Source organism: Rhodococcus jostii RHA1 (assembly GCF_000014565.1).
In the GTDB taxonomy this organism is placed as follows: Bacteria; Actinomycetota; Actinomycetes; order Mycobacteriales; family Mycobacteriaceae; genus Rhodococcus_F; species Rhodococcus_F jostii_A.
This window is the reverse complement of sequence record NC_008268.1, coordinates 2,347,979-2,364,010: the sequence shown is the minus strand read 5'-3', so window position 1 is coordinate 2,364,010 and position 16,032 is coordinate 2,347,979. Positions and strand designations below refer to the sequence as shown.

The 16,032-nt window shown below is 69.3% G+C and carries 15 protein-coding genes and 1 riboswitch; all 15 genes read left to right on the top strand.

Annotation, left to right across the window (positions count from 1 at the left end):
- Positions 1-7: 7 nt before the first annotated feature.
- The 15 genes from RHA1_RS10880 (at position 8) to RHA1_RS10815 (ending at position 16,002) form a co-directional block, all read left to right on the top strand.
- Positions 8-979, top strand: coding sequence for an ABC transporter substrate-binding protein (locus RHA1_RS10880; protein ID WP_009474896.1), 972 nt, complete (start codon positions 8-10; stop codon positions 977-979).
- 11 nt (positions 980-990) lie between these two features.
- Positions 991-1,533, top strand: coding sequence for a GNAT family N-acetyltransferase (locus RHA1_RS10875; protein ID WP_011595022.1), 543 nt, complete (start codon positions 991-993; stop codon positions 1,531-1,533).
- The gene (locus RHA1_RS10870) at positions 1,530-2,591 is read left to right on the top strand and encodes an LLM class flavin-dependent oxidoreductase (RefSeq protein WP_011595021.1); all 1,062 of its coding nucleotides are present in this window, start codon (positions 1,530-1,532) and stop codon (positions 2,589-2,591) included. The genes RHA1_RS10875 and RHA1_RS10870 overlap by 4 nt, the downstream gene beginning before the upstream one ends.
- Positions 2,588-3,646, top strand: a complete 1,059-nt coding sequence (locus tag RHA1_RS10865; protein ID WP_011595020.1) for an LLM class flavin-dependent oxidoreductase — start codon at positions 2,588-2,590, stop codon at positions 3,644-3,646. The genes RHA1_RS10870 and RHA1_RS10865 overlap by 4 nt, the downstream gene beginning before the upstream one ends.
- Before the next feature lie 15 nt (positions 3,647-3,661).
- Positions 3,662-5,056, top strand: a complete 1,395-nt coding sequence (locus RHA1_RS10860; RefSeq protein WP_011595019.1) for an NtaA/DmoA family FMN-dependent monooxygenase — start codon at positions 3,662-3,664, stop codon at positions 5,054-5,056.
- 47 nt (positions 5,057-5,103) lie between these two features.
- Positions 5,104-5,197, top strand: a riboswitch (SAM riboswitch).
- Positions 5,198-5,201: 4 nt separating this feature from the next.
- Positions 5,202-5,285, top strand: a complete 84-nt coding sequence (locus tag RHA1_RS53530) for a putative leader peptide (protein ID WP_310794466.1) — start codon at positions 5,202-5,204, stop codon at positions 5,283-5,285.
- Between the two features lie 152 nt (positions 5,286-5,437).
- Entirely contained in the window at positions 5,438-7,072 is a 1,635-nt protein-coding gene (locus RHA1_RS10855; protein ID WP_011595018.1) for an ABC transporter substrate-binding protein, read from the top strand.
- A gap of 3 nt (positions 7,073-7,075) precedes the next feature.
- Positions 7,076-8,068 (top strand): ABC transporter permease, encoded by a 993-nt coding sequence (locus RHA1_RS10850; protein ID WP_011595017.1) that lies wholly within the window; start codon positions 7,076-7,078, stop codon positions 8,066-8,068.
- Positions 8,061-8,981: an ABC transporter permease gene (locus RHA1_RS10845; RefSeq protein WP_011595016.1), complete on the top strand. Its 921-nt coding sequence runs from the start codon at positions 8,061-8,063 to the stop codon at positions 8,979-8,981. Before RHA1_RS10850 ends, RHA1_RS10845 begins: the two co-directional genes overlap by 8 nt.
- Positions 8,978-10,654 carry a dipeptide ABC transporter ATP-binding protein gene (locus tag RHA1_RS10840; protein WP_011595015.1) on the top strand — a complete coding sequence of 559 codons (1,677 nt, stop codon included), beginning with the start codon at positions 8,978-8,980 and terminating at the stop codon, positions 10,652-10,654. The genes RHA1_RS10845 and RHA1_RS10840 overlap by 4 nt, the downstream gene beginning before the upstream one ends.
- A complete protein-coding gene (locus RHA1_RS10835; RefSeq protein WP_009474886.1) occupies positions 10,647-11,783 on the top strand; it encodes an LLM class flavin-dependent oxidoreductase in 1,137 nt (378 codons plus the stop codon). Before RHA1_RS10840 ends, RHA1_RS10835 begins: the two co-directional genes overlap by 8 nt.
- Positions 11,784-11,787: 4 nt before the next feature.
- Positions 11,788-13,152: an NtaA/DmoA family FMN-dependent monooxygenase gene (locus RHA1_RS10830; protein ID WP_011595014.1), complete on the top strand. Its 1,365-nt coding sequence runs from the start codon at positions 11,788-11,790 to the stop codon at positions 13,150-13,152.
- Entirely contained in the window at positions 13,149-13,946 is a 798-nt protein-coding gene (locus tag RHA1_RS10825) for a DUF1684 domain-containing protein (RefSeq protein ID WP_011595013.1), read from the top strand. The genes RHA1_RS10830 and RHA1_RS10825 overlap by 4 nt, the downstream gene beginning before the upstream one ends.
- Before the next feature lie 2 nt (positions 13,947-13,948).
- Positions 13,949-14,863 (top strand): LLM class flavin-dependent oxidoreductase, encoded by a 915-nt coding sequence (locus RHA1_RS10820; RefSeq protein WP_011595012.1) that lies wholly within the window; start codon positions 13,949-13,951, stop codon positions 14,861-14,863.
- Positions 14,860-16,002 carry an LLM class flavin-dependent oxidoreductase gene (locus RHA1_RS10815; RefSeq protein ID WP_009474882.1) on the top strand — a complete coding sequence of 381 codons (1,143 nt, stop codon included), beginning with the start codon at positions 14,860-14,862 and terminating at the stop codon, positions 16,000-16,002. The genes RHA1_RS10820 and RHA1_RS10815 overlap by 4 nt, the downstream gene beginning before the upstream one ends.
- Positions 16,003-16,032: the final 30 nt, after the last annotated feature.

The window sequence follows — 16,032 nt, the reverse complement described above, 5'->3', positions numbered from 1 at the left end:
GGCACACATGTCCACCGCACGGTTCCGTACGAAAATTCTGGCCTCGGCCCTCACCACCGTCGCGCTGCTCGCCGCCGCGTGCGGGGGCGGCGACGTCGAGGACGAGGGATCGGGGCCGACCTCGGCTGCCGGATACAACCTCACCGCCGACCAGAATCGCATCACCACCGACGAGGTCGAGTCGATCGCCGCGAAGGTCCCCCAGCAGATCCGCGACCGCGGCACCCTCATCGTGACGGGCAGCGCCGGTTCCGCCCCGCCCCTGCGTTTCTACGCCGACGACGACAAGACGCTCATCGGCTCGGAGACCGACTTTGCGTACCTGATCGGCGACGTTCTCGGGTTGAAGGTCGATCTCCAGGCCGCGGACTGGGCGCAGAACTTCGTTCGCATCGATTCGGGGGAGGCCGACGCTTTCATCTCCAACGTCACCGTCACCGAGGAGCGGAAGGAGAAGTACGACTTCTCGACGTACCGCCTCGACACGGTCGCGTTCGAGACGAAGAAGGGCAGCGGCATCCAGATCAAGGAGCCCAAGGACGTCGCGGGTCTGAAGATCGCGGTCTCCTCCGGAACCAATCAGGAAGCGCTGCTGGTGAAGTGGAGTGAGCAGAACGTCGCGGCGGGGCTCGAACCGACCGACATCACGTACTACCAGAACGTCACCGACTACTACCTGCCCCTCGCGTCGGGCCGGATCGACGCCTACTTCGGGCCCAACCCGTCCTCGTCGTTTCACGTGGCGCAGGCCGGGGAGAGCGAGATCGCCGGAACGTTCTCGGGGGCGGGCGACGCCCTCCAGGGTGAGATCGCCGTGCTCACCAAGAAGGACAACGGACTGGTGACCGCCGTCAACGAGGCCATCAACCACATCATCGAGAACGGTACGTACGCACAGGTTCTCGACCGTTGGAACATCGCGAGCGAGGCCGTCGACACGTCGGTCGTCAACCCGCCCGGACTCCCGAAGACCAGCTGACAGGAGGACCGGTGACCGAGAGGGCCGAATCCGTGCAGACCGTGTTCGTCGATCAGGCCGATCCGCTGGCCGCGCCGCTGCTCGAAGAACTGGCGATCGAGTACAGCACCCGGTACGGGCGCACCCGCGACGAGATCTACGACGATCTCAGCACGTATCCGGCGGAGGAGTTCGCCGCACCGGGTGGCGCGTTGCTCGTTCTGGTCGAGGACGGGACATCCGTGGCGGGCGGGGCGTTCCGCCGCTACGACGACACGACGGCCGAACTCAAACGGATCTGGACCTCGTCGGCGCACCGCCGTCGCGGCCTCGGACGAATCGTGCTGCGGGAGCTCGAGGCCGCGATCACCCGAGCAGGGTATTCCCGCATCTTCCTCACCACGGGGCCGCGGCAGCCCGAGGCGGTGGCCCTGTACCTGGCCGCGGGGTACACGGCGCTGTTCGACCGCTCCCTCCCACCGCAGGACGTCGGAATCCACGGATTCGAGAAGATCCTGCACACCCCTACCGCTCTGCCTTCCGCCTGGGCCGCAAAGGAGTACGAGTCTGTATGAAGTTTCTGTTGATGAGCCTGATCACCCACCACCCGGACCCGGTGACCGGGGAGAGGATCGGCACCGCGGCCAGGCTGCAGGAGGTTGTGGACTCAGCCGTCCTCGCCGAGCAACTGGGGTACGACGGGTTCGCGGTGGGCGAGCGCCACGAGCATCCTTTCCTGTCGTCGTCCCCGCCCGTGGTGCTCAGCGCCATCGCGGCGCGCACCAGCACGCTGCAGTTGTGGACGGCGGTGACCACGCTGAGCCTGCTCGACCCGGTCCGCGCGTTCGAGGACTACTCGACGCTGGACAACCTGTCGGGCGGCCGGTTGCAGCTCATCATCGGCAAGGGCAACGGCACCGCGCAGGCGGAGCTGTTCCACGTCACCCCGGACGACCAGTGGGACCGCAACCGCGAGGGCTACGAACTGTTCCGGCAGTTGTGGGAGAGCGAGGACGTCACGTGGGAAGGCACGTTCCGGCCGTCTCTCGAGCACGCTGTCGCCCTTCCGCGCCCGCTGCAGCGGCGGATCCGGATCTGGCACGGCAGCGCGACGAGCAAGGAGTCGGTGGATCTCGCCGCCCGCTACGGTGATCCGATCTTCTCGGCGAACGTCACGTATCCCATCGACTCGTACGCCGAACTCGTCCGGCACTACCGCGAACGGTGGGCGCACTACGGTCACGATCCCGCCGACGCCCTCGTCGGCGCTGGAACGGCCGGGTTCTACGTGACGGCGAACTCGCAGGATGCGCTGGACGTGTGGCGGCCGATTCACGCGGCTCGCCTCGACTTCGCCCGCAGGGCAGGGCTTCCGGTGGTGTTCGAGACCGTGGAGGACTTCGTCGAACGCAGCTCCGCACTGATCGGCAGCCCGCAGCAGGTGATCGACAAGGTGCAGCGTTACCACGAGCAGTTCGGCCACGAGGTGATCCACCTGAGCGCCGACCGCGTCGGCAGCGACAAGCAGCACCGCGAAAGCCTGGAGCTGTTCCAGGCCGAGGTGGCACCCACGCTGCGCGAGACCATTCCGAGCCGCCCCCTCGCGGCCGGCACCGAGGAGGAAGACGCATGAGCCTGTTTCTGGGCATCGAACTCGATGGCGAGGGTGCGCATCCCGAAGCCTGGCGGCGCGCCGCGCACACACCCGACCGGTTGCTGACCGGGCGAACGGTGGCGGACCGCGTCGCGGCAGCCGAGAACGCCGGCTTCACGTTCGCCTCCTTCGACGATTCCCTGCTGCCGCCCGGCGCCCACGGGGGACCCGTCGGCCGGATCGACGCGGTGAACCGCGCGGCGTTCGTTGCCGCGACCACCAGCACGATCGGACTCGTACCGGTCGTCGGCACGACGTACGCCGAGCCGTTCCACACGTCCTCCCAACTCGCGACGCTCGACTACGCGTCGCGTGGTCGCGGCGGCTGGATCCCGGCACGCGACACCGACCCGCGGGTCGCGAGCGCACTGGGCCGGGCCGAGGTCACCGCACCCGCCGACCTCGCGCGGGAGGAACGGGACGCGATCACCGTGGTCCGGGACCTGTGGGATTCGTGGGGGGACGACGCGGTGATCCGCGACTACGCCACCGGGCGTTTCGTCGACCGCGACCGATTGCACTACATCGACTTCCGGGGCGAGACGTACTCGGTGAAGGGTCCGGCCATCGTGCCCCGGCCACCGCAGGGGCAATTGGTGGTGTTCGGCGTCGAGGGGGACACCGATCCGTCGCTGGTCGACGTGGTGCTGGTGTCCGGACCGACACTCGAGGACACCGTCGAGGCCGCCGGGCGCGCGAAGGTCGGCGGCGCACCGCTGGTGGTCGCCGAACTGGATGTCGCGCTCGGCTCGTCGACGCCTGCCCCGCCGAGCGGACGGTTGTCGTTCGCCGGCGATGCCAGCGGGCTGGTGGAACTGTTCCGCGCCCTGGATGCGCACGTCGAGGGTGTGCGCCTGCATCCCGCCGTCGTCGACGAGGATCTTCCGGTGCTCGCGCGGTACGTGGTCCCGGCACTTCTCCGTGCCGGCATCGCCCACCGTCCCGTCCCCGGTTCGACCCTGCGCAGCACGCTGGGCCTCGACCGTCCCGTCACCCGATTCCAGGCCGAGCGCCTCGAAGACTCTTCTCGCTGAAAGGTTGTGGAGAACATGACCGACAACTCGTACGCCAGACCCGGCGCCCAGGTGCACTTCGGTGTCTTCTTCCAGGGCGTCAACCACACGACGATCTGGTCCGATCCGTCGAGCGGATCGCAGATCGACTTCGAAACGTTCCGGCGGGTGGCACTGACCGCCGAGCGTGGCCTGTTCGACGCCTTCTTCCTCGGTGAGGGCCTGCGCCTGCGGGAACAGGGAGGGAAGATTCTCGATCTCGACATCGTGGGCAGGCCCGACGCGATCACCCAGCTCTCGGCGCTGGCCGGCATCACCCGGCACATCGGGTTGGTGGCCACCCAGAACACCACCTACAACGAGCCGGCCGACCTCGCCCGGCGGCTGTCCGGGCTGGACCTGCTGTCCGGTGGCCGTGCCGGCTGGAACGCCGTCACCACGGACAACGCGTGGACCGGTGAGAACTTCCGGCGCGGCGGCTTCCTCGATCACGCGGACAGGTACGAGCGGGCCGGGCAGTTCCTCGACACCGCCCGGGCGATCTGGGATGCGTGGGCCGACGGCGCGGTCGCGACGAGCACCGACGCACCGTCGTGGTCGACCCCGGACGGGGTGCGGGAGGTGTCCCGGCGCACGTCGCAGTTCGACGTCACGATCACTCCGACGCTGCCGCGCAGCGCCCAGGGGCATCCCGTCATCTTCCAGGCCGGCGACTCACCGGCGGGCCGGGACTTCGCGGCCGCGCACACCGACGTGATCTTCTCCCGGCACGGAACGCATTTCGACGAGGCGCTCGCTTTCGCCGAGGACATCAGGGCGAGATTGCGTCGTGCCGGGCGTCCCGAGGACGACGTCAAGATTCTGCCGGGCACGCAGATCGTGCTCGCGGAGAACGCGTCCGAGGTGGAGGAGAAGGTGCGCTGGGTTCTCGAGGGCCAGTACACCGGGCAGACGGCGTTGTCGCTGGTGGGTCAGGTGTGGGGCCGCGATCTGTCCGATCGCGACCCGGACGGCCCACTGCCCGAATTCGATCCGGTGCCCGCGCCGATCTCCGTCACCCGTGGGGCGGCGCGTGACGGAAAGGATCCGCTCGCCATCGCCCGGGAATGGCGGGCCCTGGCAGAGGCGCAGAGCCTGTCGCTGCGTCAGGTTGCGATCGCGACCACCCAGCGCTCCGGTTTCGCCGGTACTCCCGGGCAGGTCGCCGACGAACTCACCCGGTGGGTTCGCAGTGGCGCCACGGACGGGTTCAACATTTCGCCGTATCTGGTGCCCACCGGACTCGACGAGATCGTCGACCTGCTGGTGCCCGAATTGCAGGAGCGAGGTTCGTACCGAACGGAATACGAAGGCTCCACCCTGCGTGAGCACCTCGGGCTCCGGCCCGCCCTGTCGCGGCGGGAGGTCGAGTCCCGGCAGGTGGTCGGGTAGCGGGGGTCCGTGTGGCGCCACGACCGGCGATCTCTTACACTCGGTAACGACCATCCAGAGCGACCGAGAGACCTGGCTCGTTGACGTCGCAGCAACCCCCCGCCCTGCGGGTGCGGGTGCTACCGCCGGGATCGATGGAGGAACGATGTTGACCGAAGGTTTCGTGAGCGCCTGGGGGCGCCTGCACGTCGATCTCTGCCGGCTGTCCACCTCGATCTGTCACAGCTGACCTGCCACCTCGATCCCTCGGGGTTCCGGCTCTTCACACCGCATCCGCGTCGGATCCGGTGTCCTTCACCTTCCTGTGCGCGTGAGCGCTGCCGATACGACGGGCAGCGCGCACGGCACTTCTTCGAGATCACGGAGTTCTCGGTGCCATCAGTGCTTTTGTCCTCGCCCCACCGCGGTGCCCGCATCGCAGCAGGTATCGGCGCCGCCGCCGTGCTGGCCACGGCGCTCACCGCCTGCGGTGGCGGTTCCAGCAGTTCCTCCGCGGATGCGGGCCCCGCACAGCCGGGCGGAACACTCCGCTACGGCCTCTCCCAGGCACCGACGTGCGCCGACCCCGCGCAGTCGGGCACGAATCAGACGATCTACGTGGCTCGTCAGGTGGTGGACTCGCTCACCGACCAGGACCCGGAGACGGGCGAACTCAAACCGTGGCTCGCCGAGAACTGGGAAACCGACGCCGACGCGTCCTCCTTCACATTCCACCTGAAGGAGGGGGTCACGTTCAGTGACGGAACACCTTTCACCGCGGAGTCGGTGAAGAAGAATCTCGACGCCATCGTGAAGACCCTCTCCGGCGCCAAGGCCCCGCTCGGTGCCAGCTACCTCGCCGGTTACACCGGTACCACCGTGATCGACCCGTTGACCGCGCAGGTCGACTTCGCCGCACCCAACGCGCAGTTCCTGCAGGCGTCGTCCACCCCGCAGCTGGGCATCCTGTCCGATGCGTCCGTCGCGAAGTCCGCCGAAGAGCGGTGCACCGGCAACATCTCGGGCACCGGGCCGTTCACGTACGCCGACTACCAGCAGGACAAGTCGGTGACCCTCGCCAAGCGCGCCGGATACAACTGGGGTTCGGACGTGTTCGGCCACGACGGCGAGGCGTACCTCGACACCATCGAGTTCAGTGTCGTGCCCGAATCCGGTGTCCGCACGGGCAGCCTGTCCTCGGGACAGCTGGACGCGATCAGTGACGCGTTGCCGCAGGACGCCCCGCAGATCGAAGGCGCGGGCGGGCAGGTGCTCACCACGTCGAACCCCGGGACCCCGTTCGGCTTCCAGCCCAACGTGACTCGCGGACCGCTCGTCGACCCCGTCGTGCGCAGCGCGCTGGTCCCGGCGATCAACCGGCAGGAACTGGTCGACACCGTACTCGGGCCCAACTTCAAACCCGCCACCAGCACGCTGGCCAGCCGCACCCCGGGCTACGTGGCGCTGCCGGACGTGACGTACGACCCGGAGAAGGCGAAGTCGATCCTGGATCAGGCGGGCTGGGTTCCCGGTGCCGACGGCATCCGCGAGAAGGGCGGTCAGAAGCTGAGCTTCCCCGTTCTGTTCAGCTCCGTGTTCGCCGGCAACCAGGCCATCCTCGAACTGGTGCAGCAGCAGCTCAAAGAGGTGGGAGTGGATCTGCAGCTGAATCTCGTGTCCACTCCGGAGGCCACCGCCCGCCAGAATTCCAAGGACTTCGACGCCACCTACTACAACAGCACCCGCGCCGACGGTGACATCCTCCGCACCCAGTTCGGCCTCGACGGCCGCAACCTGAACAACCGCGGACCCATTCCCGCGCTCGACGACGTGCTCGCGAAGCAACTCGCCGCCACCGACACCACCGAGCGGAGCGCGCTCGTCGCCGACGCCCAGCAGCAGGTGCTCGACAACGGCCTGTGGATCCCCACGGTGGAGTTGTCGCAGGCGATCGGCGCCGGCCCCAACGTGCAGGACCTGAAGTTCGAGGCCTCGGCCCGGCTCCAGTTCTTCGACACCTGGATCAGCGGACGCTGAGCCATGATTCGCTACCTCGGACTCCGCGTGCTGCAGGCGATCGCCGTCCTGTGGGCGACGTTCACCGTGTCGTTCGCCGTGCTGTTCCTGCTGCCGTCCGACCCGGTGAGTATCGCCGTCGACTCGGCGTCCACCGGAACGACGGTCGACGCGGCCGCCGTCGCGGAGCTGCAGGCGCGGTACGGCCTCGACCAGCCCGTGTGGGTGCAGTACTGGAACTCGCTGAGCCACGCCGTCCGCGGTGACTTCGGGTACTCGATCGCCACCGGGCAATCGGTGACCGAGGCGATCGGGAACGCGGTCCCCAGCACGCTCGCGCTGGCGTCGGCGGCGCTGGTTCTCGCGGTCGTGGTCGGGGCAGCGGTCGCGTTCCTCGCCACCTACACCAGGGTCCACTGGGTGCGGAATCTGCTGTTCTCACTGCCTCCGCTCGGTGTCGCGGTGCCGACGTTCTGGGTGGGACTGATTCTGCTGCAGCTGTTCTCGTTCCGGCTGAAGGCGTTCCCGGCGTTCGGTGACCAGGGGATCGCGACACTGGTGCTCCCGGCGGTGACGCTCGCGCTGCCGACCGGCGCCGTGATCGCGCAGGTGCTCGCGGCGAGTCTGCAGACCACGTGGCGACAGCCGTTCATCGAAGCCGCGCGGGCGAAGGGTGCGTCCCGCTGGCAGATTCAGACCCGGCACGCGCTGCGCCTGTCGAGCATTCCGGCGTTCACCATCGCCGGTGTGCTCGTGGGTAATCTGCTGGCCGGATCGGTCGTCGTCGAGACGGTGTTCTCGCGCGCCGGCGTGGGGCGGCTCACCCAGACGTCCGTGATGGCGCAGGACATTCCGGTGGTCCAGGGAATCGTGGTGCTGAGCTCGGTCGTCTACGTACTCGTCAATCTCGCCGTCGATCTGCTCTATCCGCTGATCGATCCCAGGATCGTCGAGGGCAGACGCAGTTCCGGCTGGAGCACCGACTCCGCGGATGTGGAGGAGAAGGTTCATGTCTGACATCCTCACCAGGGAACTGATCGACGAGGCCGAGGGGTTCGGCACTCCGCCGGTCGAACCGCCTCCCGTGATCGCGTCCGAGTCGGACAGCCGCGGACGCCGCGTGGTGACGTGGCTGCGTCGCAATCTCGTGCTGGTGGCCTCGGCCGCCGTGCTCCTCGTCGCGGTCGGATTCGCGGTGGCGCCGTCGGTGTTCGCGAGCGGCGACCCGCTGGTCGGGGTGCCCGCCCAGAAACTGCAGGCGCCGAGTGCCGCGCACTGGTTCGGCACCGACAACATCGGCCGTGACGTGTATACCCGCGTGGTCCACGGCGCCGGATTGTCGCTGACCGCAACGCTGTTGGCCGTGGGTATCGCACTGGTCGTCGGTTCGCTGATCGGCCTGCTGTCCGGTGCCGTCGGCGGTGCGCTGGACGCCGCCCTGATGCGCGTCGTCGACGTCCTCCTGTCGATCCCTGCCCTGCTGCTCTCGCTCGCTCTGGTGACCGCGCTGGGGTTCGGCACGGTCAACGTGGCCATCGCGGTGGGCGTGTCGCTGATCGCGAACTTCGCCCGCGTGATGCGTTCGGAGGTGCTGCGAGTGCGCCGGTCGCTGTACGTCGAGGCGGCGTTCGCGTCGGGTGTCCGCTGGCACACGGTGCTGCGCCGCCACGTTCTGCGGAACTCGTACGCGCCCGTCGTGGCACTTGCCGCCGTCGAGTTCGGGATGGCGGTCCTCGCGGTGTCGTCGCTGAGCTTCCTCGGGTTCGGCGCGGTGCCGCCCACCCCGGAATGGGGCTCGCTGATCTCCGAGGGCCGGAACTACCTCGCCACCGCGTGGTGGATGACCACCCTGCCCGGACTGGTGATCGTGGCCGTCGTGCTGTCGGCGCACCGACTCGGACATGCACTCGAACAGAGGGAAGTGCGATGAGTTCGACTACTAGTGCTGAGGCAGGTGCCACGGCGCCGCTCCTCCAGGTCTCCGGACTGCGGGTGGCGTACGGGAGCGTGAGCGATCCCGTCGTGGCCGTGAAGGGCGTCGACCTCACGGTCTCGCGCGGAGAAGTGGTGGCCGTGGTCGGCGAGTCCGGCTCCGGAAAGTCCACCACGGCGCACGCCATCCTCGGACTGCTCAGCGGATCCGGGCGGGCCGTGGCCGGCACCGTGACGTTCGACGGTGAGCGTCTCGACACCAAGTCGGAGCGCGCACTCGAGCGGGTCCGCGGCGCCCGGATCGGCCTGGTTCCCCAGGACCCGACGACGTCGCTCAACCCCGTCCTGCGGGTCGGCACCCAGGTGGCGGAGGTGCTCCGGATCCACGGTCTCGCCGACCGCCGGACGGCAGGCATCGAGGCGGTGCGCATTCTCGCCGAGGCCGGGATCGACAAGCCCGAGGTGCGGGCGAGGCAGTACCCGCAGGACCTGTCGGGCGGGCAACGGCAGCGCGTACTGATCGGGATCGCGCTGGCGTGCAGCCCCGAACTCGTGATCGCGGACGAGCCGACCAGCGCACTCGATGTCACCGTGCAGCGCCGGATTCTCGATCACCTCGACGCGCGGATCGCCGAGGCCGGCACCGCGGTCCTGCTGATCACGCACGATCTGGGTGTCGCCGCCGACCGTGCCGACCGGATCGTGGTGATGAGCGAGGGCGAGGTGGTGGAAGCGGGCCCCACCCGCGAGGTCCTCGAGAACCCCCGGCACGAGTACACCCGCACCCTGCTGGCCGCGGCGCCGAGTCTCGCGGTGGGACGGGGGCCCAGCCGCGCCGCGGAGACGGGAGCCGACCCTGCTGTCCTGCTGCGGGTGTCCGGGGTGTCCAAGACATTCCGGATCGACCGGCGCACTGCCATCGACGCCGTCCAGGACGTGTCGTTCGAGGTTCCCCGCGGGCGCACGCTGTCGCTGGTGGGGGAGTCCGGGTCCGGCAAGTCCACGGTGGCGCGGATTGCGATCCGGTTGGAATCTCCCACCGCAGGCCGCGTCGAGTTCGACGGCCGGGACATCACCACCCTGCGCGGCGGCGCGCTGCGAGCCCTGCGCCGCCGAGTGCAGATCGTGTACCAGAACCCCTACGCGTCCCTCGATCCGAAACTGGCGATCGCGGACATCGTGGCGGAACCGCTCGGCGCGTTCGGTGTCGGCACCCGGGCGGAACGGGCGGCACGAGTCACCGAACTGCTCGAACAGGTCGCGTTGCCGCGGATCTACCTCGAACGCAGACCGGCGGAGCTGTCCGGTGGGCAACGGCAGCGGGTCGCCATCGCCCGCGCGCTCGCGCTGCACCCGGAACTCGTCGTGCTCGACGAACCGGTGTCCGCACTGGATGTCTCGGTGCAGTCGCAGATCCTCGGGCTGCTCGAGGGCCTGCAGCGGGAACTCGGGCTCAGCTACCTATTCATCTCGCACGACCTCGCCGTGGTCCGGCAGATCAGCGACACGGTCGCGGTGATGCGGTCCGGTCGCATCGTCGAATCGGGCACCGCGGCAGAAATATTCGACAATCCCCGCCACGACTACACCCGGCAGTTGCTCGACGCCATCCCGGGACGATCCGTCGTGCGTCCACGTTCCGCACAGCTGGAGGAATCGATTCATGCCTGAGCCACACGACCCGCTCGTCGCCGTCGATCTGTACGGCACGGGGATTCACCCACAGTCCTGGCGTCGTCCGGACTCGCGCGCCGAGGACCTCTTCACCGCCGGCTACTGGACCGGCCTGCTCGGGCTGGCCGACTCGGCCGGAGTGGACCTCGCGTTCGTCGGCGATACCTTCGCGATCGCCACGACGGGACATGCCGAGCAGCGTGGGCAACTGGACGCCGTGGCGATCGCGGCACGGGCCGTCGCGTCCACCGAGCGGATCGGGCTGGTTCCCACGGTGACCGTCACCCACACCGAACCGTTCCACGTGTCCAAGGCCATCGCGAGCCTCGACCACGCGTCGCTCGGCCGCGCCGGATGGCAGGTGGACGTGTCGGCCGGTCAGGCGCAGGCGAATCTGTTCGGACGCAAGGAGGCACAGGATGCCGAGAGTCTGTGGGCGGAGGCGGCCGACGCGATCGAGGTCGTGAGCCTGCTGTGGGACAGCTGGGAGGACGACGCCGAGATCCGCGACGTCGCCACCGGCCGCTTCATCGACCGGGACAAGCTGCACTACATCGACTTCGAGGGCACGCACTTCTCCGTGAAGGGTCCCTCGATCACGCCGCGGTCGCCGCAGGGGCAGTCGCTGATCGTGATCGGCGCGCGGGACGAGCACTCCACCCGGGTCGCCGCGGCGCGCGCCGACGTGATCCGCATCGGCGCACCCACCGTGGACGCAGCCCGTGACGTCGCGGACCGCGTGCGACGTGCCGCCGCCGAGGCCGGCCGGGACCCCGCTTCGCTGCGGATCCTGCTCGACGTCGAGGTGGTGATCGCCGACACCGCCGACGCCGCGGAACGCGACCTCGCCCAGCTCGAGAACTGGTCCGGCAGCCGGTACGAGCCGGCGTCGATTCTCCACCGCGGCGACGCGCCGGGCCTCTCCCGCCTGATCACCGACGTGGTGGGCGCCGGGGGCGTCGACGGCGTGACCCTCCGGCCGCTGGCGCTGGCGTCCGGCCTGAACGAGATCACCGAGCGCGTCCTGCCGCTGCTGCGGCCGGGCGACCGAGCGCCCGACAGCGGAGTGCTCCGGGAGCGGCTCGGCTTCGCCCGTCCCGTCAATCACTTCGCCGGACAGGACTGACATCATGAGCAACCAGCGCAAGCAGATTCATCTCGCCGCGCACTTTCCCGGCGTCAACAACACCACCGTGTGGAGCGACCCCGAATCGAAGAGCCAGATCGACTTCGACTCGTTCGTGCACCTCGCGGAGACCGCCGAACGCGGATTGTTCGACTTCTTCTTCCTTGCCGAGGGCCTGCGCCTGCGTGAGCACCGAGGACAGATCCACGACCTCGACGTGGTGGGCCGCCCCGACACGTTGACGGTGCTCGGCGCACTCGCCGGAGTCACCACGCATCTGGGCCTGGCGGGGACGATCAACACCACATTCAACGAACCGTACGAGCTGGCACGGCAATTCGCCTCGCTCGACCATCTGTCCGACGGCCGGGCCGCGTGGAACATGGTGACGTCCTCGGACGCGTTCACGGGGGAGAACTTCCGGCGCGGGGGATACCTCGACACGGCCGACCGGTACGTCCGCGCAGGCGAACTGATCGAGGGCGCCCGCAAGTTCTGGGACAGCTGGGATCAGGATGCGCTGCAGATCGACCGCGCCCGGGGAGTGTTCGCCGCGGACAACTCGATCCGCGACGTCACGCACTCCGGCTCCCAGTTCGACATCCGGGGACGGTTCACGATTCCCCGGAGCCCGCAGGGGCACCCGGTGCTGCTGCAGGCGGGCGACTCCGATCAGGGCCGCGAATTCGGCGCCGCGCAGGCGGACGCGATCTTCACGATCCACGGGTCGCTCGAGGACGGCCAGAAGTTCTACACGGACGTCAAGAGCAGGCTGGCGAAGTACGGGCGCAGCCACGGCGATCTCAAGGTGCTGCCGGCGGCGACGTTCGTGCTGGGCGACTCCGCGGCGGACGCGGCCGAGCGCGCCGTTCACATCCGGCACCAGCAGGTGGGCCCACAGACGGCGATCGCGTTTCTCGAACAGGTCTGGGGCCGAGACCTTTCCGCGTACGACCCGGACGGTCCGCTGCCGGACGTCGAACCGGCCGACGACACGAACATCACCCGCGGCCGGGTGCGGCACGCGAAGGACCCACGCGAGATCGCTGCCGCGTGGCGGGCGAAAGCGGAAGCCGAGAAGCTCAGCATCCGGGAACTGATCATCGCGGTCACCACCCGCCAGCAGTTCGTCGGCACCGCCGCCCAGGTGGCCGAGGAGATCGACCGCTACGTGCAGGCGGACGCGTGCGACGGCTTCATCCTGGTACCGCACCTCACTCCGGCCGGGCTCGACGAGTTCGTCGAGAAGGTGGTCCCGGAGTTGCAGAACCGCGGCAGTTTCCGCTCCGAGTACTCGGGGACGACCCTGCGCAGTCATCTCGGACTGCGCCATCCGCATCACCAGACAGAAGGAGTTCGGGCATCATGACCGCAGTCACGGCAGGCGCGACATTCGAGCAGGACTGGCAGGATTGGCATTCGGGGCGGGAGGAGTCTTTCCGCGATCCGCTGGGATGGCTGAGTCTCACCGCCCTGCACTGGCTCGTCGAGACCGACACCACGTTCCCCGACCTGCCCGGGAAGTGGCGGGCCGACGCGGACGGTGTGGTGATCACGGCGACCGCCGACGCCGGGCTCGAGGTCGACGGCGAACCCGTCGACGGCACGGCGACCCTCGCACCCCTGGAGGGTGCACCCGGTCTGCTCGTGCGGCACGGGAGCCGCAACATCGAGGTGATCCGGAGAACCGGTGACGTCGCCCTCCGGATCCACGACCCCGAGGCAGGCACCCTCGCCGCGTTCACCGGCATCCCGACGTTCCTGCCCGCGCGGCAGTGGGCCGTGCCGGCGACGTTCAGCCCGTTCCCGCAATCGCGCGTCGTCACGACGGGTGCGGTCGTCGAGGGGCTCGAGCACCACCACACGGCGCTGGGGACGCTGGAATTCGAGTACGACGGCGCCGCACACGAACTCGTCGCGTTCGCAGGCAAGAACGGTGGGCTGCACATTCTGTTCACCGACGCCACCAGCGGGGTCAGCACGTACCCTGCGGCGCGGTCACTGGCCGTGGACGCTCCCGCCTCCGACGGCCGGGTGATCCTCGATTTCAACCGGGCGGCCAACCTGCCGTGCGCGTTCACCGACTACGCCACCTGCCCGGTCGCGCCCGCCGAGAACCGGCTGACGCTCGCGGTCGAGGCCGGCGAGAAGAACCCGCGGTAGGCATGGCCGAGAAGCAGGTCGTGCTCGGGGCGGCGGCACCCGCCGGCCGGACGGACTTCGCCGTCCTCGCGGATGCCGCCCGCACCGCGGAGCGGGGGAGATTCGACTTCTTCCTCGCCGACGGCGTCACCGCGGCGAACGCGCTGGCCGGGTTCACCGACACGGTGGGGCTCGCGGCGACGCTGGACACGACCTCTGCCGAACCGTACGACGTCGCCCGCCGGCTGGCCTCACTCGATCACCTGTCCGGCGGGCGGGCGGCGTGGAACACCGGGGCCTTCGGCGACGAGCGGGCCGCGGAGTTCGTCGACACCGCACGCACGCTGTGGGATTCCTGGGCCGAGGGGGTCGTGACCATCGACCGCGGCGCGGGGCGATTCGTCTCGGATCCCACCGCAGGCGCGTTCTACCACCGGGGCAGGCACTTCGACATCGGTGGACGCTTCACCGTCCCCCGGAGCCCGCAAGCGCAACCGGTGGTGATCGTGTCGGGTGACGGCCCGCAGGCCCGGGATCTCGCCGCCCGGCACGGTGACGTGATCATCGCGCCGCTCGGCACGTTCGAGGCCGGTCGCGAGTTCTACGACGACCTCGCACGCCGCACGGTCGAGGCAGGCAGGACCGCCGGTGCGGTGAAGGTTCTGTCCGCCACGCCGTTCGCGGGTACCGCCACGTCCGTCGCGGACCGGATCGTCCGGTGGGTCCGTGAGGACGCAGCGGACGGGTTCGTCCTGCCCTCCTCTCTCACCCCGGACGAACTCGCCCTGTTCGTCGACACGGTCGTGTCGTTGCTGCAGGACCGCGGCGTCCTGCGCACCGAATACACCACCGCCTCGCTGCGGCAGCACCTCGGACTCGGTGCCCCGCGCAGCCATCGCGCTGTCAATCCCCGCTCTCTCCAGAAGGTGCCCTCATGACCACTCCGTTGTCCGTCCTCGACCTGTCGCCCGTCAGCGAGGGCACCACCGCCCGCACCGCGCTGCGGAACACCGTCGACCTCGCCCGGCACGCCGAAGCGTGGGGATACAAGCGGTACTGGGTTGCCGAACACCACTTCGTGGGCGTCGCCAGTTCCTCGCCGGCCGTGCTCGTCGGGATCCTGGCCGCGGCGACCAGCACCCTCCGGGTCGGCGCCGCCGCGGTGCAGTTGGGCCACACCACCGCAGCGGCCGTGGTCGAGGCGTTCGGCACCGTCGACGCGCTGTACCCGGGTCGTCTGGACCTCGGGCTCGGACGGTCGGGTCAGCGCCGGGCCGAGGCGTTGAAAGCGGTTGCGGAACGCAACAACCTGCCGGCCCCGCCCCGCCGGGAAACGGAGATCCGCGACGGCGTCGTGATCCCCGCACCGTTCGATCCGTCCGGGCTCCTGCTGTCTCCGCGGCTCACGGCGGCGCAGTCGGTACTGCAGCAGCCGGGCGCGCTGTCGCCGGCGTTCGACCAGCAGGTCGACGACATCCTGGCACTGCTCGGCGGCACGTACAGCACCCCGGACGGGATCGAACTTCACGCCAGCCCGGGCGAGGGCGCCGACGTCGAGGTATGGGTGTTCGGCAGCAGCGCAGGGCCCAGCGCCGAACTGGCCGGGCGGTTGGGGCTGCCTTTCGGGGCGAACTACCACGTGAGCCCGTCGACGACCATCGAGGCGGTCGAGGCGTACCGCGCCGCGTTCCGCCCGTCGCCGAACCTGCAGAAGCCGTACGTCGTCGTCTCCGCCGACGCGGTCGTGGCGGAGGACGACGCGACGGCGAAGGAACTGGCGTCGACGTTCGCGCACTGGACGCACAGCATCCGCAGCGGCCACGGAGCAATCCCGTATCCGGACCCGGCGCACACGGCACCGCTCGGCGAGGCGGAACGCGCGGCGGTCGAGGACCGGCTGATCACCCAGTTCGTGGGGGCGCCGGCCACCGTCGCGGACCGACTCGACAGTCTGCGAAGGCTCACCGACGCCGACGAACTGGTGATCACCAGCGTCACCCACGATCACGGCGACCGGTTGCGCTCCTACGAGCTGCTCGCAGCGGAGTGGGGACTGCCGGGCCTGCTGGCCGCCTGAGGGCACGATGATTGAACGCTGGTCCAAATG

What these genes read in the sequence shown, in the direction of transcription:
- RHA1_RS10845 (WP_011595016.1), top strand. Translation starts at nt 8,061, where the DNA reads ATGTCTGACATCCTCACCAGGGAACTGATCGACGAGGCCGAGGGGTTC.
- RHA1_RS10860 (WP_011595019.1), top strand. Translation starts at nt 3,662, where the DNA reads ATGACCGACAACTCGTACGCCAGACCCGGCGCCCAGGTGCACTTCGGT.
- RHA1_RS10835 (WP_009474886.1), top strand. Translation starts at nt 10,647, where the DNA reads ATGCCTGAGCCACACGACCCGCTCGTCGCCGTCGATCTGTACGGCACG.
- RHA1_RS10820 (WP_011595012.1), top strand. Translation starts at nt 13,949, where the DNA reads ATGGCCGAGAAGCAGGTCGTGCTCGGGGCGGCGGCACCCGCCGGCCGG.
- RHA1_RS10880 (WP_009474896.1), top strand. Translation starts at nt 8, where the DNA reads ATGTCCACCGCACGGTTCCGTACGAAAATTCTGGCCTCGGCCCTCACC.
- RHA1_RS10865 (WP_011595020.1), top strand. Translation starts at nt 2,588, where the DNA reads ATGAGCCTGTTTCTGGGCATCGAACTCGATGGCGAGGGTGCGCATCCC.
- RHA1_RS10830 (WP_011595014.1), top strand. Translation starts at nt 11,788, where the DNA reads ATGAGCAACCAGCGCAAGCAGATTCATCTCGCCGCGCACTTTCCCGGC.
- RHA1_RS10815 (WP_009474882.1), top strand. Translation starts at nt 14,860, where the DNA reads ATGACCACTCCGTTGTCCGTCCTCGACCTGTCGCCCGTCAGCGAGGGC.
- RHA1_RS10850 (WP_011595017.1), top strand. Translation starts at nt 7,076, where the DNA reads ATGATTCGCTACCTCGGACTCCGCGTGCTGCAGGCGATCGCCGTCCTG.
- RHA1_RS10840 (WP_011595015.1), top strand. Translation starts at nt 8,978, where the DNA reads ATGAGTTCGACTACTAGTGCTGAGGCAGGTGCCACGGCGCCGCTCCTC.
- RHA1_RS10825 (WP_011595013.1), top strand. Translation starts at nt 13,149, where the DNA reads ATGACCGCAGTCACGGCAGGCGCGACATTCGAGCAGGACTGGCAGGAT.
- RHA1_RS10870 (WP_011595021.1), top strand. Translation starts at nt 1,530, where the DNA reads ATGAAGTTTCTGTTGATGAGCCTGATCACCCACCACCCGGACCCGGTG.
- RHA1_RS53530 (WP_310794466.1), top strand. Translation starts at nt 5,202, where the DNA reads ATGTTGACCGAAGGTTTCGTGAGCGCCTGGGGGCGCCTGCACGTCGAT.